Source organism: Corynebacterium sp. SCR221107 (genome assembly GCF_027886475.1).
In the GTDB taxonomy this organism is placed as follows: domain Bacteria; phylum Actinomycetota; class Actinomycetes; order Mycobacteriales; family Mycobacteriaceae; genus Corynebacterium.
Genome location: NZ_CP115670.1, coordinates 2,468,148 through 2,490,687 on the forward strand (window position 1 = coordinate 2,468,148; position 22,540 = coordinate 2,490,687).

Genomic DNA, 22,540 nt, shown 5'->3' on the forward strand with positions numbered 1-22,540 from the left:
GGATATAGCGCCACTGCCAGCAGGTGTTCAGCAGTGTCCGACCACAAGTTCCACGAGAGTTCATAGCCATTCCCGAACTAACCCAACACCCACTAAAAAAAGAAAAGAAACCTCCCCATGAAAAAGATTGCCTGGTGGGCCATGAGTACCGTCACTGCATGCGCTCTCTTGCTTGGTTACCACACCTCCCAGCCAGCCGATGAGGTCACCACCGCCGCCTATGCTCCGCTCAACCCGGGCACCAGCGGTGCTGACGATGGCTCCGACGCCGACACAAGCCCCACCAGCACCGCCACCTCTAGCGACGATTCCGTAAGCGGTAGCACCACCTCATCCGCCTCCGGCGCCACCACGGGCGGCGACGTGAGTACCAGCGGTTCCACGGGCACCGCAACCACCGACGGCACCTTCACCGGTACTTCAGTCAACACCCGCTTTGGCCCAGTGCAGGTCCAGATCACCGTTTCCGGCGGGCAGATGACCGCAGCCGATGCGATCGTGTATCCGAACTCCGACGGCAAGGACGTCATGATTAACAGCCGGGCCATCCCAGTTCTCAATAGTGAGGCGGTCTCCGCTCAAAGCGCCACCATCGACTCCGTCTCCGGCGCCACGTACACCTCTCAGGCCTATATGCAGTCCCTTCAGTCCGCGCTCGATCAGGCAGGCATCTCATGACTACCCTTGCTTCCGTTTCCGCTCACCTGCGCCCCAGGGTCTTCGTTGCCCAGCACATGAACGTACCGTTTTCTCTACACATCAGGGCAGCTGACCCGCACGACGGCCTGATCGACGAGCACGTGCGTGAGGCTTTTGCCGCCATCACCCATGCCGATGAGGTCTTTTCGTTATGGAAGCCGGACTCAGATGTCTCCCGCCTGGCCCGCTTCGAGGCGCGGCTGGAAGACTTAGACCCCGACGTCGCGACGGTGTGGTGGCACTGCGAGCAGGCAGCAGATCTCACCGATGGTTTATTCAGCGCCTTTAACCGACCGGCCGCCGCAACCGAGCCCGGAAAACAACCCGCGATTTTCGACCCTACTGGCCTCGTCAAGGGATGGGCGCTGGAGAAAGCGGCATTCGTGCTGCGCCCTATTACCGGATATGGTATGGCCTTTTGCCTCAACGGTGGCGGTGACATCATCGCCGAGGGTGCAACGAAAGACAACCCGTGGCGCATCGGCATCGAGGACGCCCACCATCCTTCGCGGATCAAAACCACACTGGATGTCACCCACTTGGCGGTGGCGACCTCGGGAACCTATGCCCGCGGCCACCACATCTACTCCCCCGCGCTCGGCGGGCCAACCACCTGGGGTGGCTCTTTAACCGTTGCGGGGCCTTCGGTGATGTGGGCTGACGTCTTGGCTACCGCGTTGTTTGCCAACCCGGGGGATAACGCAAGCATTCTTGACCGCTTCCCCGGATACAGCATCGTCGCCGACCAGCGCGGTTGATACCATCACCACGGAAAACGTTTACATCTTCAGCATGACCACGTGCAGATGGAGCCCGAATGAATACACCCCCGCTGCTTTGCAAGCTAGTCGCGACCTCGTGCCTGAGCGTCGTGATCCTCAGTGTGGGCGCGGTGCCGGCCGGGGCGCTCGAGGCTTCCTCCGTTTCGGCTGGCTCCTCGAGCATCGATGACCCTTTGCTGGATCCGATCGCCATCCCCGAGGGGTCATCGGTGGAACACCTTTATCCCTCGACCTCCAGCGAGGTCGTCTCCGACGGCGCGGATGTCTCCGCGAGCCAGCCAGATATGGATGACGCAGACTACGGCCCAGCCCCCAGATTGATTGCCACCAGGCACGTGGAGGACAACTCCTACGAAATCGATGTGTGGTCGCCGGCCAGCGGCAAGGTGATCACCAACTTGCTCTTGCTACCCGTTGGCGGGCTAGACAACACCACGCCTCGGCCCACGCTGTATCTCCTGTCGGGGGCCGAGGGCGGCGAGGGCACGCAGAACTGGCGCGAGTCCTCCACCTACGAGCAATTCTTTGCCGACAAAAACGTCCAAGTCGTCACTCCAATTGGCGGACGGGGAAGCATGTACGCCGATTGGCAAAATACCGATCCCGCCCTCGGCGTCAACCAGTGGCAGACCTACCTCGGCGAAGAACTACCGGAGGTCATGGCCAGCAATTTCTACGCCAATTCCCGTGGCGCTATCGCGGGCCTTTCCATGTCCGGTGGGCCCGCCATCCGGCTCGCAGGTCTTTATCCCCAGCGTTTTTGTGCAGCCGCCAGCTTAAGTGGTTACCCGGCAAACTCCGGGGTTCTCGGGCGAATCTTTACCAGTGTGCTCATCCAGACCAAGGGCGGTGATCCTGCCAATGCCTTCGGCCCTGATCAAGACCCGGCATGGTTTGAACTCGATCCCGCCAACAACCTCGAGGATCTTCGAGGAATCAAGGTATTCGTGGGCACCGGCTTGGGCATCCCCACTCTCGCTGACCTGGGTGGGCAGTGGTTTGGTCCGATGTGGCTGGAGATTTTGAGCCAGATGTTTTCCAACTACTTCACCCGCAAGGCCGAGGCGGCAGGCATCGAGGTCGAACGTTATTACACGATATTTGGCGCGCACAATTACACCAATTTTGAGCAAGAGTTACGGGCTGCTTGGCACAGTACACTTGGCCCAGCCTTAGGCGAATAGTCCCCTTCCAATCCATGTGTTGATGGATCACTCAATCGGGTCGGACCTTTTTCTGCTACCCCCGCGCCGGGACTCTTGCGGGCAACCCCCGTTCTTCCGTTTAGCGTGCGATGTTGTTGGGACACTAAACAGCAAGCCAGGGGTAGTTTTATGCCCGTCTTCAATAAGCGCGGGAACCCCAGGCACCTGCTTTCCGACGACGACCGCGTGGGTGATATCAGCAATACTTTTCGCGCCTTTACCTACCGGTACCTACCGGATCCACATGCTGGCCGGCGTCATTGTAGCCCCGTTGCTCGTCGTTGCAGCACTCACCGGCCTGTCTAGGGTCTTCGCCCCCACGCTGGAGTAGGCCAAGTATCACGAGAAACTCACGGCCACTGCCACCTTGCCGGCCCGCCCGGTAGCCGAACAAGTCGCCGCCGCAGCCAAGCTGCACCCCGAGCTTCCCCTTGCCGCCATCGAGGCAAGTTCCGACCCCTCGGCCACCGCAGCCTCTGGCTGGGTACGCCCGGTCGGGTCTATGTCGAGCTTGCGGCCTCCTGGCTCGACGCGATCGCACTGGCGGGAATGGTGGTGTGGTGGGGCGACGCGAAACGTCGGAAAGCATCCCACCGAACGCAGTCCCCGCGCGACCAGATACGGCGGCACCACGACTGCTGGGGAACATGGTTTCTGCCCGGCTTTTTGCTCTTGACGGTCACGAACTTCGGTGGTCGCTCGTCGCCGGTTTTCGTGATGAGACAAGGATGGGACAGACGCGAACGCACCTCGATTGGCTCGAGCCGAAGCCAGCCGTCACCTTGAGCAGCACCGCGGGTGACTCCCCCAGACACGTTAGCCCCGCACGCAGTCTCACCGCACAGGCGAAAGGCGTCCGAGCGCACGGCGACGCTCCTGGCACGCAGCCTTGTGAGGCTTGCCGACGTCGACCGCGTATCGTCGCGGCGCGACAGGCAGGCCTAGAAGGCATGCTCGACATCACACCACCTGCGTAATAAAACACGGCCCGGACCGCGAAGGAGCCACGCGAATTTCTCAAGTCTTACAATTGCTCCGTGGCAGTCGACGCGGCCACAGGCGGGATCGTTGACTACGTCGAGTATACCTCGTGGCCTCTCGCCGTCAGGCTGTGCCACTGGCTCATTCAATTGCACATGGGAACGCTTCTTGGATTGGCTAATCAAGTTGCGCGGCTATGGAAGCCGCCCCGGGAGGATGTCTGCGGCCACCTGAATCGAAGGCAGCATATCGGCTGGCTACCATTTGCGCTTGCCGACAGTGCCCTCGCCCCACTGATTGGCGCAAGCCTCGTTGTCTTCTTCCTCATCGAGCTCGCCTGGCAATGCCTACCCTCTACAGCACTGCGCCCACGCACAGAGCGCGCATCAGACGCTGCTGCCGCTGAGCAGGAACCGGAACCGACCCGCCAAAAACGACCAATGCGCGACCGTCCGGCACCAAAATGTTTTCACCAAGGGACATTTAGGGTACAACCTCCGCATCTTCGCGCACCACCAAACCCCTTTGACCTGCACAAACAATCCGCGTAGAAAACTTTTCGCAGTTATCCAGCTTTCTCCCAGAATTGGCAATGCATGTCATCGATAACCCGCTACTTGCCCCATAGTGGCAGTTCAGAGCCTCATTTGTGGCTTAAACAGAACTGGAGACGCACACAGGGAACTGCCAGAAAACCCCATTTTTCCCGTTTTCCCAGCTCAGCACTAGTGAAAAGGTGGTTGCAGACTTTCCGCAGCAGTGGTTAACTTCATGTCATCGGCACGGAAACGAATCGCCGGCCGAGGCAAGATCCGCACTGATCTCCGCCACGTCGAGGTTCCCTTACGGGTGCTTCACACAGACGTTTCCGGCAGATCGACGAGGCAGCAAAGGAGTAGTTCATGGCAGGTGAAGGGAAATAGCTTGAGAAGGTTTTTCAAGCACTGGATGATAGATCCAGCGCCGCTGAGAAACTGGAACGGCTTTTCCACACGAGTTGATACTTAGGAACGACTCGCCCCCTGATGGGAATCACGGGGAAAGTTGCATAGACGTTGAGGGGCGTCGCTTTAACTGCAACAATTCTTAAGATGCATGAGATTCCTTTTTTGAGAGACATCCTTTCTTTCTGATGAAGAACATCCCAGCGCCACCACCTTGCAGAAGGTGGGAAACGGCCGCTGGGATTTCTTTGTGTGTGGCCAGGAGTCCGCGGGGCCACGCCCCCACCGCACCTAGATCGGAAGAATGTCCTCGAGCACGTCGATGACCTTCATGTCGTCCGGTTCGATGCGCGAGTCGAAGCGGGCTACCACCTCGCCTTGAGGCGAAACGAGGAATTTCTCGAAGTTCCAGGCAACGTCGGGGCCATCGCCCTTCAGGTAGGCGAACAAGGGGTGTGTGTTTTCGCCGTTGACGTCGGCCTTTTCCAAGATCGGGAATTCCACACCATAGGTGGTTGAGCAAAATGTCACGATGTCGTCGTTGCTGCCTGGTTTCTGGGCACCGAACTGGTTGCATGGCACCGCGATAACAAACAGTCCGCGCGGTGCATACTCGGCGAAGAGCTCTTGGAGGGTCTCCAGTTGCGGGGTAAATCCGCACTGGGATGCTGTGTTGACGATCATGAGGGCGTGGCCTTGCCAGTCCGCCATGCTGGTTTTGCGGCCATCGGCAAGCGTGACGGGGATGGAATAGAAATCTTGTGGAATGCTCATGCGCTTAAGCCTAACCCGCGGCTATCGGCCGAGGGAAAGGTGTGCTTGCATGTTGTCGGATTGCACGCCGGTACGCGCAGGTGAGGAAGGCAGCAGGCAGTTGTAGTCGGCGGGGATCGCCGCGCGCGAGGTCGCATGGGTGAGCGCACGCATGAAATCGGCGAAGACGTGCTCATCTTGCAGCTGCCGCGCAGAGACCGAAAGTCGAACGAGGTCGCTCGTTACCGCGCTACGCTCGGCGGAGCGGATGACGAACCTGCGCCACCATTTCTTTGCCCCGTAGCCCTCACCGATGGAGATGTTTCGGCAGCTAATCGATTGCCCGGTCTCGAGGAAGAACATGTGCTGGCGCGAGGCCACGACGCTAAAATCATAGCCCTGGCAGGCCTCCAGCGTACCTGCGGACAGTTCCCAGCGGGGCGGGGCGAAGATATCAAAGTCAAAGCCGAGTCGGTGCATCTGCCTTGTGGCACCTGCCAGCCGCAGGTTGGCTTCATGGCGCTTCAGGTTGGCGAATTCGCCGTGACGGCCGGTGGCAGCCTCGTCAAAACCATTGAGGATCAGGCAGCGCCCGGCAGCCTGCTGGGCAGACAGCCACGCGAGGCTGCGTTCGTCGCGGGCTAGGTGCCAGCTTTGCCCCACCTGCGGTGCGATGAGCAAGGAGACGGGGATCCCTTCGGCGTCGAGGGCATCAACCAGCTTGCGCGTGGGGTTTAGCGTGCGGTCGAAGATGCTGGATATGGATGCAAGAAGCCGGGTCATGGCTGCATTGTTGCATACCTTGCCCGGCCTGTCGCGCGATGTTGTGCGCCGGCTACGCGTGCGTTACCTGCACGTCATCTTGCTTGCCGACGCACACTGCGTCTCCCAGTACGTCACCGCTATTTCTCCAGCCCGGTTGCCTGGTTAAGCAGCCAGCCCCATTCGAAGGCGGTCTCGCGCCACATCGCATAACGCCCCGAGACACCACCGTGGCCGGCCGACATCTCGGTCTTGAGATAAAACTCCCCGCCGGTTGCGACATCGCGCAGCTTGGCGATCCACTTGGCAGGCTCGACGTAGAGGACGCGGGTGTCATTGAGCGAGGTGGTGGCAAGGATGTTGGGGTAAATCTTGGCCTCGATGTTTTCATAGGGGGCATAGGAGGCCATGTAATCGTAGACGGATGCGTCGTGCAGCGGGTCGCCCCACTCCTCCCACTCGCCGACGGTCAAAGGCAGCTCGGGTTTGAGCATGGAGGTCAACGGATCCACGAAGGGCACGGCCGCAAGCAGCGCTTTGAAGCGATCACCAGCCATGTTGGCGACGGCTCCCATGAGCAATCCGCCGGCGGAACCGCCTTCGGCCACGAGGTGCTCCCGATCGGTGATGCCCTGGGAAAGTAGTGCGTCGGCAACGTCAATGAAGTCGGTGAAGGTGTTGCGCTTGTGCTCCATCTTGCCGTTGTCGTACCAGCCACGCCCCAGCTCGCCACCGCCGCGAACGTGTGCGACGGCGAAGATCATGCCGCGATCGAGCAGGGACAGGCGCGCCACCGAAAAGGCCGGTTCGATGGACTGTTCATAGGAGCCGTAGCCATACAGCAACGTGGGGTTGGGCGCTGTCACGTCAAGGTCTGTGCGGTAAACCAACGACACCGGCACCTGTGCGCCATCGCGGGCGGTGACCCACAGCCTGCGGGAGGTGTAGTCGGCTCGGTTGAATCCGCCCAAGACCTCTTGTTCCTTGAGCAACGTGCGCTTTCCGGTCTCGATCTCTAAGTCCCATACCTGCGCCGGGGTGGTAAAGGAGCCGTAGGACAGCCTAATCACCGGCGCGTCCCACTCGGGGTTACCCTTCGAGCCTGCCGAGTACAACTCCTCATCGAAGGTGAGCTCCTCAAATTGCCCAAATCCCTCATCGGCGCTGGTGGCCGCGCCGTCGAGTTTCATGACCGCCAACTGGCCGATGGCGCCACGCCGGTAGCCCAGCGTAATGTGATCGCGGTAGGTATCCACGCCTTCGATGCGTACGTCATCGCGGTGGGCGACCAGCTCGTGGAGCTGATCGATGTTGATGGGCTCGTCAAGGTTGACGGGGGTCCAGCCAACAGCAAAGTTCGGCCCGGTGGCGTTGTGAGTGACCAGCCACACGTCTTGGCCACCGACAACAGCGTGGTCGATGTCAACGTCGAGGCCTTCCTTGCGCTTGTGGATGAGGCGGAATTGCCCTTCCGGATCGTCTTGCGGCAGCGCCCAGATCTCGGTGGTGGTCTTGGAACCGGCCGCGATGGTGAGGAACTTTTCCGAACGAACGCCGCCGACGCCAACGTTGAAGCGTTCGTCGGGCTCGTGGAACACGCGCACATCCTGCTCGACTGGCGTGCCGATGCGGTGGCGCCAAACAGTGTCGGGGCGCCAAGCATCGTCCACGCGCTGGTAGAACAGGTACTCCTCCCCTACCCACGTGGCTCCATAAAAGACGCCTTCGATCTCATCGCTGAGGTGTTCACCGGTGCGCAGGTCTTTGACGCGCAAGGTGAAACGTTCATCGCCTTCGACGTCGATCGAATACGCCAAGAAATTGCCACTCGTGCTCAGCGAAGAAGCGCCGAGGGAAAAGAACTCGTGGCCGTCGGCAAGCGCGTTGAGGTCGAGGATGACTTCTTCCCCGTCGGCGGGCACGCCCTCCTCGATGACCGGCGGCACCCAGCCATTCTCTCCACTTGCCACGGGCTTGCGGCAGGAATAGCCATAGCTTTTCCCTTCCTCCGTGCGGGTGTAATACCAGTAGTTGCCCATGCGCTGGGGAACGGACATGGCCGTTTCTTTCACCCGCGACTTGATCTCTTGGTAGATGTTTTCCCGCAAGGTCTCTAGCCCCTCGGTGGCCTCGGTGACGTAGGCATTTTCGGCCTCGAGGTACGCGCGCGTGTCGGCTGCGTCTTTGTCGCGCAACCACTCGTAATTGTCTACGAAATCATGTCCGTGAAAACTACGTACGAAGGGGATCTTTTTTGCTACCGGCGGATTAAGAGTCATGTGTGACTATCGTAGCCGTTTGCAATGGCTCTTGTTGCTTGCCGACGGCCATGGGCCAACGTTTATTGGATGCTAAAAAGCTCCACCCGCTGGGAAGGAATCAGCGGGTGGAGCTTTGTAGGTATTGCACTGTATCGACGGACTAGTCGTTTCTGCGGGATCGGGTGATGAAGCGGATACCTGCCAGTGCCAGCATGCCTGCCATTACCATCAGGTGCCAGACACTGGCACCGGTGTTAGCCAGGACACTGCGGGCCTGCTTCGCGATACCACTTGCCGCTGGTGCTTGCGCGTGATCGGCCGTCACGGTTCCCATGTCGCCAGTGCCTGCTGCAGCGTAGGCAGCGACATCGGTAGTTGCTACGCGATCATTCGTCGCCGGCGTAGACTGCCCTGTGGAACCAGTTGAATCGTTGGTGTTCTTATCAAGCTGACTCTCATGCTGCGCAGCGTAGGTGAAACTTGGAACCTCGTTGCTCTTGACTACCGGCCAGGTAAAGCCGCCATCGGTCTTCGTGGATGGAACGGCTGGCGTGGAATCAGTAGGCGCATTCGGGTCCTCGACCTCGACGATGGAGCATTTACCGATTCTCCAACAGAATTTCAAGCACTTTGATCCCGCGCCAGACCGAAAAGGCGCACAACCATTCACCTATGAATTCCATATTTAGGGCACACATAGTTGCCGGTCATCATATAGAAAACAATCGAATAGTAGGTTCAAAATTCGATTTTGAAACGGATTCATACGAACCTTAATTCACCCTCAAGACACCGAGCCCCAGATTAAGAAACCAGAGCCCACACTTTTGTCAAAGCGCCAGCATAAACCGTTAATTAGGGCCAAAAATCTAGCTTTCTGCCATACATAGCGCGAAGGCTTTTTGAAACACCCACACTCAAGGAGTCGACAAAACATCAAGGTAAGACGACAGCCCTTTCGCTAAAGCCACCTTCAGTTTCTTCGTCTTTTCCACAGCACTTCATCCAATTAGTCGCAGAATTTTACTCAACAGACTGGAAAGGATGTGCACAATTTAGTGCCATAAAACACACTTTTCGAGACTGTGACTTATGTGACTCTCAAATATGGATTGGCAGTTATTTTCCATTGCTGAGTGCAAAAGCCCATGATCAGTCCCGTGTGGCGAATCGCCGAACCCATTTTCACGCGTTAGACCCCACTACCAAATTCGACTACCACGCACCAACATGCCTACCCACCAGCAGAGCAATCGCAATGAAAGCGCCCATGCAATGACCCGGGAATGACTGCCGAATGATTAAGTCCCGCTCCCTGTCACACAGCACAGGAGGCGGGACTTACATTTCGATGAAACTCGTGCGCTTTACACGCAGCAACCAATCCATTCGTTGAACTTATGCCCAGTGATGCGCTCAAATGCCTCGACGTATCGCTCGCGGGTGGCCTCCACCACGGAGCCGGGCAGCACCGGCGGGGGCGTGGTGGAGTTGACATCCCAGCCAGATTTCGGACCGGTCAGCCAGTTACGGACAAATTGCTTATCAAAGCTAGGCTGCACGCGTCCTGGCTGATAACCGTCGGCTGGCCAATAACGAGAGGAATCCGGGGTGAGGACTTCGTCGGCAAGCACAAGGTTGCCCTCCTCATCGAGGCCGAACTCGAACTTGGTGTCGGCCAAGATAATGCCGCGCTCCTCAGCGATCTTCGCCGCCTGCGAGTAAATCTTGATGCTGGCATCGCGCAGCTCCTCCGCGCGAGCCTGACCCAACCTCTCTACAACCGCCTCAAAGGTGACGTTTTCGTCATGGTCACCGAGCTCCGCCTTGGTTGCCGGGGTAAAGATCGGTTCCGGCAGCTTGGAGGCCTCAACGAGACCCTCCGGCAGTGCAACGCCGCAGACGGACTGGCTCTCCTGGTATTCCTTCATGCCGGAGCCGGTAAGGTAGCCACGCACCACGCACTCGAAAGGTAGCATCTTCAGCTTCTTGACCACGATTGCACGCCCGAGGACCTCCTCAGGAATACGTGGATCATCGATTGGACCTGCGAGGTGGTTGGGAAAGTCAATGTGGTTGAAGAAGTACATGCTCATAGCTGTGAGCACGCGCCCCTTGTCCGGGATTTCTGGATCAAGGATGTGATCGTATGCCGAAATACGATCGCTGACGACCATGAGGAGGGTCTCGTCATCGATCTCGTAGATCTCTCGCACCTTGCCTGCGGAGACATGGTTGTACTGAGAAAGTTCAGGACGCATAAAGATGAAGTCTAGCCCTACATGGGTACTTGCGGTAATTGGCGAGGCATTCCAGCCTGCTTTTGCTTGCCGCACGCTCCCCCACGGGCGCCCGCTCTTGCAGTTGCTTGCCGACGCCAAGGGGGCGCGCCTTTCGGGAAAGCATCGGTGTGAGCAGGGCGTTCTCGGACCGTCGAACCTGACTTGTGTCATTTTAGTGCGGAAATCAGGGGTTCATGATGGTGTCCACGAGATTTTGCACCTCAGGCGGTAGCGGCATGGTGACGTGAACGGTGGTATCACCTGCCCCCAGCTCAATCGAGCGGTACTTCTTGAGTGCCCACACGACCCGCACAGGCAGCTGGGGCACTTTCGTAGCGCGAAAATGGTCTAGACCAACTTCGACAATGACAGTCTTGTTGCGAGATAAAAACATACCTTTACCAGCAACAACGGTTATTCTCTCAAGGCTGTAGGCCGCTGTGAATGCCTCGATCATCGGCGGCATTGTTTGGGTTTCTTCCTTGTTGCCCTTGTACGTCCCGACACGCAGCGGGAAGCCGGACAAGGATTTGTGGCTCTCCTCGGCGCTCTTGGGAAAATCCGGTCGACATGGAAGATGCCGGTTCTACGACCTCAAGAAATGGGCCACCCGGGATCAAGTACGCAAAGCCTCTCACTTGGTGGATCGAACTGGTCCACAACCGAAGAAGACTGCACTTCGCACTCGGGATGCAAACACCTGTGACCTTAGAAAACACCCATCAACAACAACTCAAACGAGAACAACTCGGTTCCCCCTAATGCCGCTTAACTAACTGTCCACAAAGTTGGGTGGGCAACCCCAGCCAGACCACCACTTGGACGTCAGTAGCACCAGATGCAGTCGTGACGGTACGGATGCACGATCTCATGAAAAATCACACCACAACTAAACTCGACCCGACCCGCATCGCACAAAAACTGCCATCCCCGAACCAAACCCGCAGGTCTACATGTCAAGGGCTAAGATGACCACACCTCTGTGACACAAGTCAGCTCGAACGTGAAAATCCTGCAAGGGAAAGCCCCATGTCCTAGGGGCATGGGGCCAGATGCGCTTGTGAGAATCGCGGGCTAGAGAATCTCACCCGGGTTGTAGTTCGCGGCCTCCGGGTAACGGCCAACGAGATCCTTGATGCGTGCAAGCACGCGGTCAACCTGGGACTCGGCCGAGCCGATGAAGGCGTGGCGGTCGGCAAGTGCCTCGTCGAGCTGTTCGCGGGTCATAGGCAGGCGCTCGTCAGCGGCCAGGCGCTCGATGAGGTCTTGCTCGCCACCGTTTTCGCGCATGTTCAGCGCCACGGCGACCGCGTTTTCCTTGATGACCTCGTGGGCGGTCTCACGCCCGACGCCCGCACGGACGGCTGCCATGAGGATGCGGGTGGTGGCCAAGAATGGCAGGTAGCGCTCGAGTTCGCGGTCGATCATGGCCGGGAAGGCGCCGAACTCCTTGAGCACGGTCAAGAAAGTCTCGAACATGCCGTCGAGGGCGAAGAAGGCGTCCGGCAAGGCCACGCGGCGGATGACGGAGCAGAAGACGTCGCCCTCGTTCCACTGCTGGCCGGACAGGTCAGCAACCATGGTGAGGTAGCCGCGCAAGATGACCTGCAGGCCACCGACGCGCTCACAGGAGCGGGCATTCATCTTGTGCGGCATCGCCGACGATCCGACCTGACCTTCTTTGAAGCCCTCGGTGACGGTCTCGTTGCCGGCCATGAGTCGGATCGTGTGAGCCAGAGAGGACGGGCCCGCACCCAGCTGGACGAGTGCGGAGACGGCGTCGAAATCGAGCGAGCGCGGGTAGACCTGGCCCACCGAATCGAATACGCGCTTGAAGCCGAGGTGATCGGCGATCTGGGTTTCCAGCGCGGCGAGCTTAGCTTCGTCCCCACCCATGAGGTCGAGCATGTCCTGGGCGGTGCCCATCGGGCCTTTGATGCCGCGCAGCGGGTAACGTCCGAGCAGCTCCTCCACGCGCTCGATGGCGATGAGCATCTCCTCGGCGGCGGAGGCGAAACGCTTGCCCAAGGTGGTGGCCTGGGCGGCGACATTGTGGGAGCGGCCCGCCATGACCAAGGTCTGGTACTGCCCGGCGCGCTCACCGATGCGGGCGACCACGGTAACAGCCTTGTCGCGCACCAGTTCAAGGGAGCGGTAGATCTGGAGCTGCTCGACGTTTTCGGTGAGGTCGCGGGAGGTCATGCCCTTGTGGATGTGCTCGTAGCCTGCCAGGGCGTTGAACTCCTCGATGCGGGCCTTGACGTCGTGGCGGGTGACCTTTTCCCGCTCGGCGATGGAGGCCAGATCCACCTGGTCGATGACTGCTTCGTAGGCGGCAATCGCCTCGGCGGGGATGTCCACGCCCAAGTCCTTCTGCGCGCGCATCACGGCGATCCAGAGCTGGCGTTCCATGACGATCTTGGCTTCCGGGCTCCACAGGTTCGATAGCTCTGCGGAGGCGTAGCGGTTGGATAGGACGTTTGCGATCTTCTTCTTTTCAGCCACGGTGGCAATTATCGCACGTTAAGCGCGCCTAATCCATCACATGGGGTGTCCTTGTTATCCCGGGAGGTAGGCCGCCAGGCGTCGGCAGGCTTCTTGGGTGTCCTCGACGCTGGCGCACAAGGAAATGCGTACCCACTTATGCCCCTCGAAGGGGTCAAAGTCGACGCCTGGGGCCACGGCCACGCCGATGTCTTCGACGAGCCTGTGGGCAAAGGCCTCGCTGTCGTCGGTAAGCGATGCAACGTTGAGCCACAGGTAGAGCCCGCCGTCGGGTTCGGCGAAGGTGCGTAGTCCCATCTTTGGTAGTTCTTCGAGCAGGACTTCGCGCGAACGGCGGTAGCGTTCGACGTGGGTATCTAGTTCGCTTAACGACGCCGGGCTCAAGGCCGCAACCCCTGCTACCTGGCTTGCCGCGGGGGCACACAGCGACAACGACGCCTGCAGATTCGATAACGGTTCCACGAGATTGTCGGGCACGATCATCCAGCCCACGCGCCAGCCGGTCATGGAGAAATACTTTGACAAGGTACCGATCACGATGGCGTCATCGGAAAACTGCCGTGCCGTTGCCGTGGGGCGGCCGAAGGAGATCCCGTGGTAGTCCTCGTCGGAGATCAATACGCACTCATTGCTCGCGCACCAGTGGGCGATGTTTTTCAGCTCTGCCGGGTCGATGATGGTGCCGGTGGGGTTGCCCGGGCTGGTGACGATGACCAGTTTTGGACTTTCGCCCCTCGCCGCGAGCTCCTCAAGCATCGCCGCTGTCGGCTGGAAGCGGGTGGAGGCATCAACCTTGAGGTAACTGACCTGTGCGCCCATTGCCTTGAGGATATTGCGGTAGGCGGGGTAGCCCGGGGCGGTAATGGCCACCCGATCGCCGTGATCGAGCAGGGCGAGAAAGGCATTCGAGAAAGCCCCGGACGAGCCGGTGGTGATGATGACCTGCTCCGGGGAGGTGGCTACGCCGTAGGTGCGGGAGTGCCACCCCGCCACCGCCTCGCGCAACCGGGCATCGCCGATGACCTCGGTGTAGCCCAAGGGGTCCTCAAAAAGTACCTCGTGTAATGCCTCCAACGCTGGGCGCGGGGCGCCGGTGGAAGGCTGGCCCACACACAGCATGAGGGTGTCCTTTCCCTCCTGCCGCCGCCTGTGGATCAGGTCAAGCATCTGCATGACTCTAAACGGTTCCACTTGGCTGCGATTCGAGGGAGTAAGCATAACCGCAAGGCTAGTCCATCGTGCCAAATGCCTCCAGATCGGCGGGGGCTCCCGCTGCGAGAATCAGCGAGCCCGCGCCCAGAACGTCGTCGGGTTGAGCGTCACGGAAGGTTTGCCCCGGCGGGCGGATGGCGATGATCTGGACTTGTTCGATGTCGCGGACCTGGTTGCCGTACAAGCTCACCGGCGGTGCCACCTTGACGATGGCATAGTCGGCGTCGAATTCGGCGTATTCCTGGAGCCGGCCATTCATGAGGTGCGCGATGCGGCGCCCGGTGTCATGCTCGGGGCGGATGACGTGGTGCACTCCGATCTGGCGCAGAATCTTGGCATGGGAGGGACTGGTGGCCTTCGCCCAGATACTCGGCACCTTGAAGTCGACCACGTTGGAGGCACAGAGCAATGAGGCCCCCATGTCCGAGCCGATGGCCACCACGACCCGATGAGCCTCGTGGACCGAGAGCTGGCGCAGCGCCTCGGGGCTATTGGTGTCGGCGACCGCCGCGTAGGTAAGCACCTGGGCGGCCTCGTTGACCTTGGCCTCGGAGCAGTCGATGCCGAGGACCTCCACGCCGGAGCGCACCAGCTCCTCTCCTACCGCCATACCAAACCGGCCCAGCCCGATGATGACAACGGAGGGGCGGGGGTTGCGTCTGAAACTAACCAATGATCGGCCTTTCAACTGGGAAGGAATACTTACGTTTCGTGGTGCGCGCCGACAGTGTCGACACCAGCGCCACCGGGCCCACGCGCCCGGCGAACATGAGCAAGACCAACAAAAGCTTGGCTGCAGGCGGCAGCGCGCCGGTGATGCCGGTGGAAAGCCCCACCGTGGCAAAGGCGGAGATGACCTCGAAGCTGAGTTGCATGGTGCGAAACTCGGGTGCCACGAACAGCATGAGCATGACCGAAAATCCGACGAACAGCACCGCCATCATGAGCACCGCCATCGCCTGACGCGCAGTGCGATTGGGGATGCGCCGGTGGTGGATGAGCATGTTTTCATCGCCCCGGATTTCGGCGATCATGACCGCGAGCAGCACCGCTACGGTGGTGATCTTGATGCCACCTGCGGTACCACCCGAGCCTGCGCCGATGAACATGAGAAAATCGGTCATCACCAAGGTCGATGGGTGGAATTGCCCGATATCGACGGAATTGAAGCCGGCGGTACGCGAAGAAACGGAGTGGAAAAATGCGGCCAATAGCTGCGTCGGCAAGCCAAATTGAGCCAGCGCCCCGCGCCTTTCGATGGCAAACGTGCCCACCGTGCCAACCGCCAGCAAGAACACGGTGCCCCAGAGGGTAAACACCGCCGTCAGCGACAGCTGCCCGCACGCACGCCCGGCACGCCTCTTTCGGTAGCGCACATACAGTTCCAACAACAGGGGAAAGCCCAGGCCACCGAGGATGATTGCGCCCGCTATCGGCACGATGATAAACCAGTCACCCACAAACGGCATGAGGTTGGTGGAGCGCAGCCCGAACCCTGCGTTATTGAAGGCGCTGACGGCGTGAAAGACCGCCTCCCACACCGCCGCAGGCCACGACAGCCCCAAGGCTAAGAACCGAAAGAATAGCAACAACGCCGTGATGGCTTCGACTAAGAAGGTAAACACCACACTTGCCACCAGCAGGCCGCGGACCTCCCCCAGCTGGGTGCCGCGACCCTCGGCCTTCGCGTTGAGCCGGGAGCGAAGCCCGATGCGGCCACTGATCACCCATCCGGCGAAGGTGGCAAGGGTCATGATGCCCAGCCCGCCCAGCTGGATGAGGATCATGATGATGGCCTGGCCCGTGTGCGACCAGTACGTGGCGGTATCGACGACCGTGAGTCCGGTCAAACACACCGCCGAGGTGGCGGTAAAAAGCGCTGTAACGAGATCTGCCTGGGCATCACCTTCCCGTGAGACCGGGAGGAGCAACAAAACAGTGCCCACGACAACCAGCGCTGCGAAACACCCGGCGACCAGCCGGGCTGGAGTAACGCGCATTGCGGCAATGCTACTCGACTCTTTTCCTCCCGACAACTGAATGCACGCGGCGCAATATTCAAGAAGATGAGAAAGAAAAAGCGGGCGAGCATCCCACCAGAAATGGGGCGCTCACCTGCATGCACGGTAACTTCGGCAGCGACTGCCTCAAGGGGCTAGATCGTGATCTTTCCCTCCACGGCAGGAAGCGCGATGTCACTGCGGTAGTGGCCACCGTCGAGATGAATGCCCTTGAGGACGGCATAGGCCTCATCCCGCGCATCAGCTAGGGTGGCGCCGGTGCCAATCACGTTGAGAACCCGGCCACCGGCGGAGACGAGTTCGCCTGCCTCGTTGCGGCTGGTTCCGGCGTGGAGCACGGCCTCATTGTCGGCTCCGGTGATGACATCGCCCGTACGCGGGGACGCGGGGTAGTCCTTCGCCGCGAGCACCACCGTGAGCGCGTAGCCATCCTTCCACTTCAGCGGGGGCAGCTGCGCTAGCTTGCCGACGGCCACAGCGTTGAGAGTCTCGGCCAGCGGCGATTCCAGCAGCGCCAGCACCGCTTGGGTCTCTGGGTCACCGAAGCGGCAGTTGAACTCCACCACGGCAGGGCCTTCCTTGCCCCAGGCGAGTCCCGCATACAGCAGGCCAGAATAGGAACAGCCACGGGCGACCATTTCCTTGGCAACGGGCACGCAGACCTCGTCGACGATGCGCTGCACGCCGTCCTCCGGCAGCCACGGCAGCGGGGTGTAAGCTCCCATGCCACCGGTGTTCGGGCCCTCGTCGTTGTCGAAGGCGCGCTTATGGTCCTGGGCGGGCAGCAAAGGCACCACGGTTTCGCCGTCAACTAGGCAGAACAGGGACACCTCGGGGCCGTCGAGGAAGGACTCCAACAACACTGGGTTCCCCGCGGATAAGACGCTATCGACATGAGCCCGGGCCGCCGCGCGATCATCGGTGACCACAACGCCCTTGCCACCTGCAAGTCCATCGTCCTTGACGACGAAGTGCGGGCCGAAGTTATCCAGCGCCGCCTCGATCTCGGCGTCGCTTGCGCCAGGGTTAATCTGCTGCGCACGCGCCGTTGTGACCCCGGCCTTGGCCATAACATCCTTGGCGAATGCCTTGGATCCCTCAATCCGGGCGGCATCCTTATTCGGGCCAAACACGGCGAAGCCTGCCTCGCGCAGCACGTCGGCAACGCCCGCGACCAGTGGGATCTCCGGGCCGATCACGACCAGGTCAGCCCCAATCTCCTGGGCCAAGGACAGCATCGCGGCTGGGTCATCTACCTTGCCCGCCTCCGGGTGACAAGTACCCACAGCCGCCATCCCGGCGTTACCCGGCGCGATGTGCAGCTCGGTGGTTGCAGGGTCCTTAGAAAGGCCAAGGGCCAGGGCGTGCTCTCGGGCGCCCGATCCGATTACAAGAATGCGCATGGTTGTTGATCTTAGCCGGTACATGGCCGCTCGCCGACGCTTCCATGCCCACTGTCCAAGAAGGCGTGCCTCACACTTTGCACGCGCCCCCTTCATGCACGTCAACCCCCAGCGTGTGCTGGGGGTTGAGGCAAGACTGTTCGCGAATTGTTCGATCGTTGTGGCATTGGCCCTAGAGAACTGGCAGCTCCTTGATGACCTGACCTGGGATGGTGCCGCGGACAACGAGGGCGTTGTACACGGTGCCCCAGAAGGCGAGGGTCAGCCCGATGCTCAGGGCGGAGTAGACGAGGCCTCCACCCGTGGAGGAGAGGATGGCCGAGGAGGTTGCAGCCTCCGAGGAAACATCTTGTGCGTGTGCTGCGGGAACAGCGGTGGTGACCAGCGCAACGGAGGTTGCTGCTGCCACGAGACCACGGCGGAATTTCAGTGACATGAGTGTGCTCCTATTGTGTGGGGCCGGGCCCGCCGGTATGGCGAAATGGAAAAGCGGGTAGCGGGCCCGGCAATCTTGGGGGGGGTGTCCCTATGTTTTTGTCAAGGGGCAGGCGGTGTACTTCCCGAAGCGTTTCGGGGGTAGCTGCTGATCCTGATGATGGGCGTGGCTGATCGGCTGGTCGGCAGGCTCGTGGCCAACCAGCTGATCAGCATGTGCTCTTGACTACGCGGCGATTCTGGCGGGGACCTCCCGGAAGAACTCGCCACGGGTCAGCATCGCGTAGATGACGTTGCACCGCCGTCTGGCCAGGCACATCACTGCAGCGTTGTGACGCTTCCCTTCGGCGCGTTTCTTCTCGTAGTAGGCCTTGGATGGTTCGTGGAACCGGATGGATGCGAACGCGGAGTAGAACAACGCATTCTTGAGTCGCTTGTTACCTGACCTGGCGGGGAACTCACCACGGATGGACGTACCCGATCTTCGGGTGACTGGGGCGATGCCGGCATAGGCGGCCAGGTGGCCAGCGGACCGGAAGTCAGAGCAATCACCGACGGCCAGGAGGATGTTCGCGGCGGTCTTGATGCCGACTCCCGGCATGGACATCAAGACCTCGGAAAGAGGGAAGTCCTGGAGCAACTCCTCGACCTGCTCGGCGATGGTTTTCCGCTGTTCCAGCAGGGCCTTGATGTTGGTCGCCAGCTGCGGGATCACCACCTCAGCGGCCGAGGTGCCAGGCACAGTGACGGTCTGAGCTTTGAGGCCCTCGAAGATCGCGTCCACGAGTGCGGTGGGGTCTTTCTTCGACCGCTTGGCCATCCAGGTGTGTACCCGCTGGTAGCCAGCCTTCTTGAGTTTCGTTGGCCCTCCGTAGTGGATGAGCATGTCCAGCACGAGTGGCCGGGTGATCACACTGCCCGGCAGCACGCGTTCCAGGGAAGGGTAGATCTGGGTCAGCACGCTACGCAGCCGGTTGATGGTGCGAGTGGCGTCCTTGGCGATGTCATCGTCGAAGCCGGACAGCATCTTCAGCGCTGACAGCACGTCGTTGTCACGGTCGACGGCCCGCAGGGTGTGCGGCATCGTCCGGGCGGTATCGGCGATGATGAACGCGTCCCGGCATTGTCGCAATCGGCTACATCAGCCCACTAGAGTACGAACGACGCCAGCTCACGCTGGCAGCCTGACCAACTAACCACCTGTCCGGAAAACGGGGTCAGCCTCAGAGCGCAACGGAGTGGACCTGCAAGACCCTGAGTGGGAGTCAAAACGCGCCCATAGTTGCCGGCAAACCATAAATTTCGCCCGCGCGCACTGACTGTTCGCGGTGTTAGGCTTGGGATGCCGCTTCTTCTCGCAGGCGTAGCTACTCTAACTTCACCAAGTCGAGGTGGATATGTTCGACAAAGTATCGAAGACATTCAAACGGGCGTTCTCTACCGGAGCGCCAGCCCATGCTGGCTGGGCCAAGCCTATTCGCGTGGTGAACGTTGATAAGACGTTCACGCAAGACGGCACTTCAGTTTTGCATGAAATTGTCACCTTTGACGTGGTCGCCTATTGCCACGACCTGCCACCGTACCGCACACGGTTACGACTGAAAGGTGGTCCTGGCGAGTTGGTAACCAAATCTGGGAAAGCTGCGATCAAGGAATGGCCGGTTGCGCGGGTTCGGCCAGACGCTGGCGACTTAACCACCGGTCCCAAGACTGAAAAACCCGCGAATTTCGGCACTGCTGACCCCACGAAAGTCGGCACATTTAGGTCTGTCGCAGGTAAGCTAAGCTGACTGAAGCGCATTTCCCTGCACAATATTCGCGGAGTCTTCCAACGGAAAATCCGTGATCGTCGAATAAACAATCGACGGGGCTTCAGCGTCCTCGCCGGCGAGGACGCTGAGCACGATCCTCGTCTTCTTCTCCACCGGAATCACTGGTGGTCTACCCATGGTCAAACACTCCGTTCAGGACTCAATCAATGGTCCTGCCACAAAGTCTGACGCGCGACATGAAGGCGTTTACGCCTTCGTAATGAGCGATGCCGGAGTGCAAGTGACCGTGGAATACCGGAGCGAGCGCAGCGAGCGAGGATATGCCGCGAAAGCACTTGCGCGCAGGTGGAGCGAACGTAGAATGCCGCCAGGCTTCAAGGTAAAAAACGCGAAGCGTTCAAGCACTGCGGCCGCTTGCGGCCGTCACATGGTGCAGCTCTTCGAGCTGCACTGCTTTGTCTGGGTCGCGGTGCGACCCTCGTGTTACTGCTTGGCTGTCCACACTGTGTGCAGGCTAGCCCCGCGATAGCTGGGCTGTGCACATTGTGGGCAGGTGAGGCTCTGCTTCGGTGTCCACATGCTGCCGCCTGCTCCGTCAGGTGGCGGCCTGTGTGTCATCCGACAAAGCGAACGGTCGTCGTGCGGTCGGTTCGCTCACGATAGGGCTGCCGCGCTCCGCTGCGCTGCGCTTTGCCTTCGAGGGGGTCTTCGGTTCCGTCGCTGCCGTAGATCTGTGTGGCTAGGGTTTTGACGCGGTCGAGGTCGCGGAGGTCAAAGGTCCATGCTTTGGTTTGTGGGTTCCATTTGCCGCCGAGTTGTTTGGCTGCTGGTGGAAGGACCTGACCCCTTGATGGTGGACACCCAGACCTGGATCTCCTCAGCAGAAGTCGCGGAAGTCCCCTTCACCGCGTTTGCGTCGAAGCCGGAGGTCGATCAGGTTCCCGGACGGCTGGTGGTCCGCCGGATCCCGGAACTCAACCCCAAGAAGAATGTGGATCAGCCGGGACTATTTGATCTGCACCGCTTCCACGCGGTGTTCACCACCGCTGACCCCGCACTGCTCGATACCGTGGCCGCGGACAAGACCCACCGGCAGCACGCAATCATTGAACAGGTCAACGCGGATCTGAAGAACAGCGCCCTGGCGCATATGCCGTCAGGGAAGTTCACCGCGAACGCGGCGTGGCTGGTGTGTGCGGTCATGGCTTTCAACCTCACCCGCACCGCCGGGGTCGTTGCTGCGGGGGCGCTGGCCAGGGCTACGACAGCGACGATCCGGCATCAGATTATCGCGGTGGCGGCCCGGGTGGTGCGTCGGTCCCGGCGACTGGTGCTGCACCTGCCGGAGGGCTGGAGGTGGCAAGCCCAGTGGCGGAGACTGTTCGATCACGGTCACTCGCCGCCGGTGGTTGTTTCTTCCTGACTACCTGCGCCGGATTCCTTCGGCCCGAGCTGAACTACCAATTCGTGGAACGACCAGACGACGACGTGATCTGGGGATCGCCCCTGCCCGAAATCCTTGGTAGTGCCCGCAGCCGAAATCAACCGATCACCGAAGGACCATCGGCGGATCCAGGCTAATCCGATGGTGACGTCGATGGTGCCGGTGGTCATGGCCGGCCTCCTCGTGTGTCGGAGCAACAGTGACAGGTCGAACCTCGTCGCTGGTGTCTCGACATCCGGTGCTGGCACCCACGTTACAAAGAGAACTGAACCTCGAGGTTCGTCCGTGTCCCTATTAGCAGTCAACGGGTGTCCTGGTAGCCCGGCGGCAACACCCCCCGGATCATGGAAACTACAGGGCGATTAAGCCATACCGGGCCCAGCGACTATCCCCATTATGGGGACACCATCAAAGTAACGGGGGGTAACACTCGGCACAACGTGTCGAGCGTGTTACCTACATTACAAACACCGGATTGATAAAGCCACCCTTTTTCATAAATTGTCCACTTTATTTGACATCGCCTCCATAAAATCCCACGTCATAGGGAAAGCCGTTGCTAGGACGAGACAATGGGTTTACGTTCGACGCAACGACGCTTCCGACTCCTGCCCGAATCAAGCGGAGGCGTATTACCCTAAAGGACATGAGTAGCGTATTTACCAAGATCATCAATGGGGAACTGCCAGGCCGTTTTGTCTACCGCGACGAGACGGTAGTTGCCTTCCTCACCATCGAGCCACTTGCCTACGGCCACACCCTCGTAGTCCCGGTCCAAGAGGTGGATCGCTGGACGGATCTAGACGCTGAGACGTGGGCTCACCTCAACGAGGTAGCGCAGAAAGTCGGCCAGGCCATTATCGCCGCTTTCGGCTCCCCGCGCGCGGGTTATATCATCGCAGGCTTTGACGTGCCACACACTCACATCCATGTCTTCCCCACCTCGAAGATGAGCGATTACGATTTCGCGAATGCCTTGGCCATGGACGCCACCGATCCGAAGAAAATGGATGAGGCCCAGGCCGCCATCCGCGCACAACTTGAGGCCTGACCTGCAGCGTCATCATGAGTCTGCTACT

At 60.1% G+C, this 22,540-nt stretch carries 21 protein-coding genes and 2 pseudogenes; 8 read left to right on the top strand and 15 right to left on the bottom strand.

The window, feature by feature from the left end:
- The first annotated feature begins 117 nt into the window (after positions 1 to 117).
- The 4 genes from PAB09_RS10720 to PAB09_RS13375 all read left to right on the top strand — a co-directional run bounded on the left by PAB09_RS10720 (position 118) and on the right by PAB09_RS13375 (position 3,472).
- Positions 118 to 678: an FMN-binding protein gene (locus PAB09_RS10720; protein ID WP_271033644.1), complete on the top strand. Its 561-nt coding sequence runs from the start codon at positions 118 to 120 to the stop codon at positions 676 to 678.
- Positions 675 to 1,457, top strand: coding sequence for an FAD:protein FMN transferase (locus PAB09_RS10725; protein ID WP_271033645.1), 783 nt, complete (start codon positions 675 to 677; stop codon positions 1,455 to 1,457). Before PAB09_RS10720 ends, PAB09_RS10725 begins: the two co-directional genes overlap by 4 nt.
- Positions 1,458 to 1,516: 59 nt before the next feature.
- On the top strand, positions 1,517 to 2,665 hold the full coding sequence (locus tag PAB09_RS10730; protein WP_271033646.1) for an alpha/beta hydrolase: 1,149 nt from the start codon (positions 1,517 to 1,519) through the stop codon (positions 2,663 to 2,665).
- 501 nt (positions 2,666 to 3,166) lie between these two features.
- The gene (locus PAB09_RS13375; RefSeq protein WP_442873754.1) at positions 3,167 to 3,472 is read left to right on the top strand and encodes a PepSY domain-containing protein; all 306 of its coding nucleotides are present in this window, start codon (positions 3,167 to 3,169) and stop codon (positions 3,470 to 3,472) included.
- Positions 3,473 to 4,902: 1,430 nt separating this feature from the next.
- Here PAB09_RS13375 and PAB09_RS10735 read toward each other — a convergent pair.
- Together PAB09_RS10735 and PAB09_RS10740 are read right to left on the bottom strand one after the other, a co-directional pair.
- Positions 4,903 to 5,385 (bottom strand): glutathione peroxidase, encoded by a 483-nt coding sequence (locus tag PAB09_RS10735; RefSeq protein WP_271033647.1) that lies wholly within the window; start codon positions 5,383 to 5,385, stop codon positions 4,903 to 4,905.
- 21 nt (positions 5,386 to 5,406) lie between these two features.
- Positions 5,407 to 6,147, bottom strand: a complete 741-nt coding sequence (locus PAB09_RS10740; protein ID WP_271033648.1) for a DUF2334 domain-containing protein — start codon at positions 6,145 to 6,147, stop codon at positions 5,407 to 5,409.
- On the opposite strand from PAB09_RS10740, the gene PAB09_RS10745 reads away from it, so the two are divergent.
- The gene (locus PAB09_RS10745; RefSeq protein WP_271033649.1) at positions 6,146 to 6,295 is read left to right on the top strand and encodes a hypothetical protein; all 150 of its coding nucleotides are present in this window, start codon (positions 6,146 to 6,148) and stop codon (positions 6,293 to 6,295) included. The two genes, PAB09_RS10740 and PAB09_RS10745, sit on opposite strands and share 2 nt — an antisense overlap.
- On the opposite strand, the gene PAB09_RS10750 is transcribed toward PAB09_RS10745, so the two are convergent.
- The 11 genes and pseudogenes from PAB09_RS10750 to PAB09_RS10800 all read right to left on the bottom strand — a co-directional run.
- Positions 6,267 to 8,405, bottom strand: coding sequence for a S9 family peptidase (locus PAB09_RS10750; RefSeq protein ID WP_271033650.1), 2,139 nt, complete (start codon positions 8,403 to 8,405; stop codon positions 6,267 to 6,269). The two genes, PAB09_RS10745 and PAB09_RS10750, sit on opposite strands and share 29 nt — an antisense overlap.
- Positions 8,406 to 8,547: 142 nt before the next feature.
- The gene (locus PAB09_RS10755; RefSeq protein ID WP_271033651.1) at positions 8,548 to 9,012 is read right to left on the bottom strand and encodes a hypothetical protein; all 465 of its coding nucleotides are present in this window, start codon (positions 9,010 to 9,012) and stop codon (positions 8,548 to 8,550) included.
- Between the two features lie 742 nt (positions 9,013 to 9,754).
- Complete coding sequence (locus PAB09_RS10760) at positions 9,755 to 10,648, bottom strand: phosphoribosylaminoimidazolesuccinocarboxamide synthase (RefSeq protein ID WP_271033652.1); 894 nt, start codon at positions 10,646 to 10,648, stop codon at positions 9,755 to 9,757.
- Positions 10,649 to 10,853: 205 nt separating this feature from the next.
- On the bottom strand, positions 10,854 to 11,195 hold the full coding sequence (locus PAB09_RS10765; protein WP_271033653.1) for a hypothetical protein: 342 nt from the start codon (positions 11,193 to 11,195) through the stop codon (positions 10,854 to 10,856).
- Positions 11,196 to 11,743: 548 nt separating this feature from the next.
- Positions 11,744 to 13,183 carry an adenylosuccinate lyase gene (gene purB / locus PAB09_RS10770; protein WP_271035376.1) on the bottom strand — a complete coding sequence of 480 codons (1,440 nt, stop codon included), beginning with the start codon at positions 13,181 to 13,183 and terminating at the stop codon, positions 11,744 to 11,746.
- Between the two features lie 45 nt (positions 13,184 to 13,228).
- Entirely contained in the window at positions 13,229 to 14,347 is a 1,119-nt protein-coding gene (locus PAB09_RS10775; RefSeq protein ID WP_271035377.1) for a pyridoxal phosphate-dependent aminotransferase, read from the bottom strand.
- A 55-nt stretch (positions 14,348 to 14,402) separates the two neighbouring features.
- Positions 14,403 to 15,059, bottom strand: a complete 657-nt coding sequence (locus PAB09_RS10780) for a potassium channel family protein (RefSeq protein ID WP_271033654.1) — start codon at positions 15,057 to 15,059, stop codon at positions 14,403 to 14,405.
- The gene (locus tag PAB09_RS10785) at positions 15,052 to 16,386 is read right to left on the bottom strand and encodes a TrkH family potassium uptake protein (protein ID WP_271033655.1); all 1,335 of its coding nucleotides are present in this window, start codon (positions 16,384 to 16,386) and stop codon (positions 15,052 to 15,054) included. The genes PAB09_RS10780 and PAB09_RS10785 overlap by 8 nt, the downstream gene beginning before the upstream one ends.
- Positions 16,387 to 16,541: 155 nt before the next feature.
- On the bottom strand, positions 16,542 to 17,810 hold the full coding sequence (gene purD, locus PAB09_RS10790) for a phosphoribosylamine--glycine ligase (RefSeq protein WP_271033656.1): 1,269 nt from the start codon (positions 17,808 to 17,810) through the stop codon (positions 16,542 to 16,544).
- 172 nt (positions 17,811 to 17,982) lie between these two features.
- Positions 17,983 to 18,246 (bottom strand): hypothetical protein, encoded by a 264-nt coding sequence (locus PAB09_RS10795; protein WP_271033657.1) that lies wholly within the window; start codon positions 18,244 to 18,246, stop codon positions 17,983 to 17,985.
- A gap of 225 nt (positions 18,247 to 18,471) precedes the next feature.
- Positions 18,472 to 19,365 (bottom strand): annotated as a pseudogene (locus PAB09_RS10800) (IS110 family transposase); the annotation flags it as partial.
- Between the two features lie 277 nt (positions 19,366 to 19,642).
- On the opposite strand from PAB09_RS10800, the gene PAB09_RS10805 reads away from it, so the two are divergent.
- On the top strand, positions 19,643 to 20,035 hold the full coding sequence (locus PAB09_RS10805; RefSeq protein ID WP_271033658.1) for a hypothetical protein: 393 nt from the start codon (positions 19,643 to 19,645) through the stop codon (positions 20,033 to 20,035).
- Here the strand turns inward: PAB09_RS10805 and PAB09_RS10810 are convergent.
- On the bottom strand, positions 20,027 to 20,194 hold the full coding sequence (locus PAB09_RS10810; RefSeq protein ID WP_271033659.1) for a hypothetical protein: 168 nt from the start codon (positions 20,192 to 20,194) through the stop codon (positions 20,027 to 20,029). The genes PAB09_RS10805 and PAB09_RS10810 overlap by 9 nt on opposite strands.
- A 670-nt stretch (positions 20,195 to 20,864) precedes the next feature.
- Here PAB09_RS10810 and PAB09_RS10815 point away from each other — a divergent pair.
- Positions 20,865 to 21,440: pseudogene (locus PAB09_RS10815) on the top strand (IS1380-like element ISCef7 family transposase); the annotation flags it as partial.
- On the opposite strand, the gene PAB09_RS10820 reads toward PAB09_RS10815, so the two are convergent.
- Positions 21,410 to 21,631, bottom strand: coding sequence for a hypothetical protein (locus tag PAB09_RS10820; RefSeq protein ID WP_271033660.1), 222 nt, complete (start codon positions 21,629 to 21,631; stop codon positions 21,410 to 21,412). The pseudogene PAB09_RS10815 and the gene PAB09_RS10820 overlap by 31 nt on opposite strands.
- Before the next feature lie 476 nt (positions 21,632 to 22,107).
- On the opposite strand from PAB09_RS10820, the gene PAB09_RS10825 reads away from it, so the two are divergent.
- Positions 22,108 to 22,512 carry an HIT family protein gene (locus PAB09_RS10825; protein WP_271033661.1) on the top strand — a complete coding sequence of 135 codons (405 nt, stop codon included), beginning with the start codon at positions 22,108 to 22,110 and terminating at the stop codon, positions 22,510 to 22,512.
- The last annotated feature ends 28 nt before the right edge of the window (positions 22,513 to 22,540 follow it).

Bases quoted from the DNA above. Each gene is read 5' to 3' on its own strand.
- PAB09_RS10735 (WP_271033647.1), bottom strand. From the start codon at position 5,385: ATGAGCATTCCACAAGATTTCTATTCCATCCCCGTCACGCTTGCCGAT.
- PAB09_RS10740 (WP_271033648.1), bottom strand. From the start codon at position 6,147: ATGACCCGGCTTCTTGCATCCATATCCAGCATCTTCGACCGCACGCTA.
- PAB09_RS10725 (WP_271033645.1), top strand. From the start codon at position 675: ATGACTACCCTTGCTTCCGTTTCCGCTCACCTGCGCCCCAGGGTCTTC.
- PAB09_RS10775 (WP_271035377.1), bottom strand. From the start codon at position 14,347: ATGCAGATGCTTGACCTGATCCACAGGCGGCGGCAGGAGGGAAAGGAC.
- PAB09_RS10730 (WP_271033646.1), top strand. From the start codon at position 1,517: ATGAATACACCCCCGCTGCTTTGCAAGCTAGTCGCGACCTCGTGCCTG.
- PAB09_RS10825 (WP_271033661.1), top strand. From the start codon at position 22,108: ATGAGTAGCGTATTTACCAAGATCATCAATGGGGAACTGCCAGGCCGT.
- PAB09_RS10795 (WP_271033657.1), bottom strand. From the start codon at position 18,246: ATGTCACTGAAATTCCGCCGTGGTCTCGTGGCAGCAGCAACCTCCGTT.
- PAB09_RS10810 (WP_271033659.1), bottom strand. From the start codon at position 20,194: ATGGGTAGACCACCAGTGATTCCGGTGGAGAAGAAGACGAGGATCGTG.
- purD (WP_271033656.1), bottom strand. From the start codon at position 17,810: ATGCGCATTCTTGTAATCGGATCGGGCGCCCGAGAGCACGCCCTGGCC.
- PAB09_RS10820 (WP_271033660.1), bottom strand. From the start codon at position 21,631: ATGACCACCGGCACCATCGACGTCACCATCGGATTAGCCTGGATCCGC.
- PAB09_RS10720 (WP_271033644.1), top strand. From the start codon at position 118: ATGAAAAAGATTGCCTGGTGGGCCATGAGTACCGTCACTGCATGCGCT.
- PAB09_RS10750 (WP_271033650.1), bottom strand. From the start codon at position 8,405: ATGACTCTTAATCCGCCGGTAGCAAAAAAGATCCCCTTCGTACGTAGT.
- PAB09_RS10805 (WP_271033658.1), top strand. From the start codon at position 19,643: ATGTTCGACAAAGTATCGAAGACATTCAAACGGGCGTTCTCTACCGGA.
- PAB09_RS10785 (WP_271033655.1), bottom strand. From the start codon at position 16,386: ATGCGCGTTACTCCAGCCCGGCTGGTCGCCGGGTGTTTCGCAGCGCTG.
- PAB09_RS10745 (WP_271033649.1), top strand. From the start codon at position 6,146: ATGGCTGCATTGTTGCATACCTTGCCCGGCCTGTCGCGCGATGTTGTG.
- PAB09_RS10760 (WP_271033652.1), bottom strand. From the start codon at position 10,648: ATGCGTCCTGAACTTTCTCAGTACAACCATGTCTCCGCAGGCAAGGTG.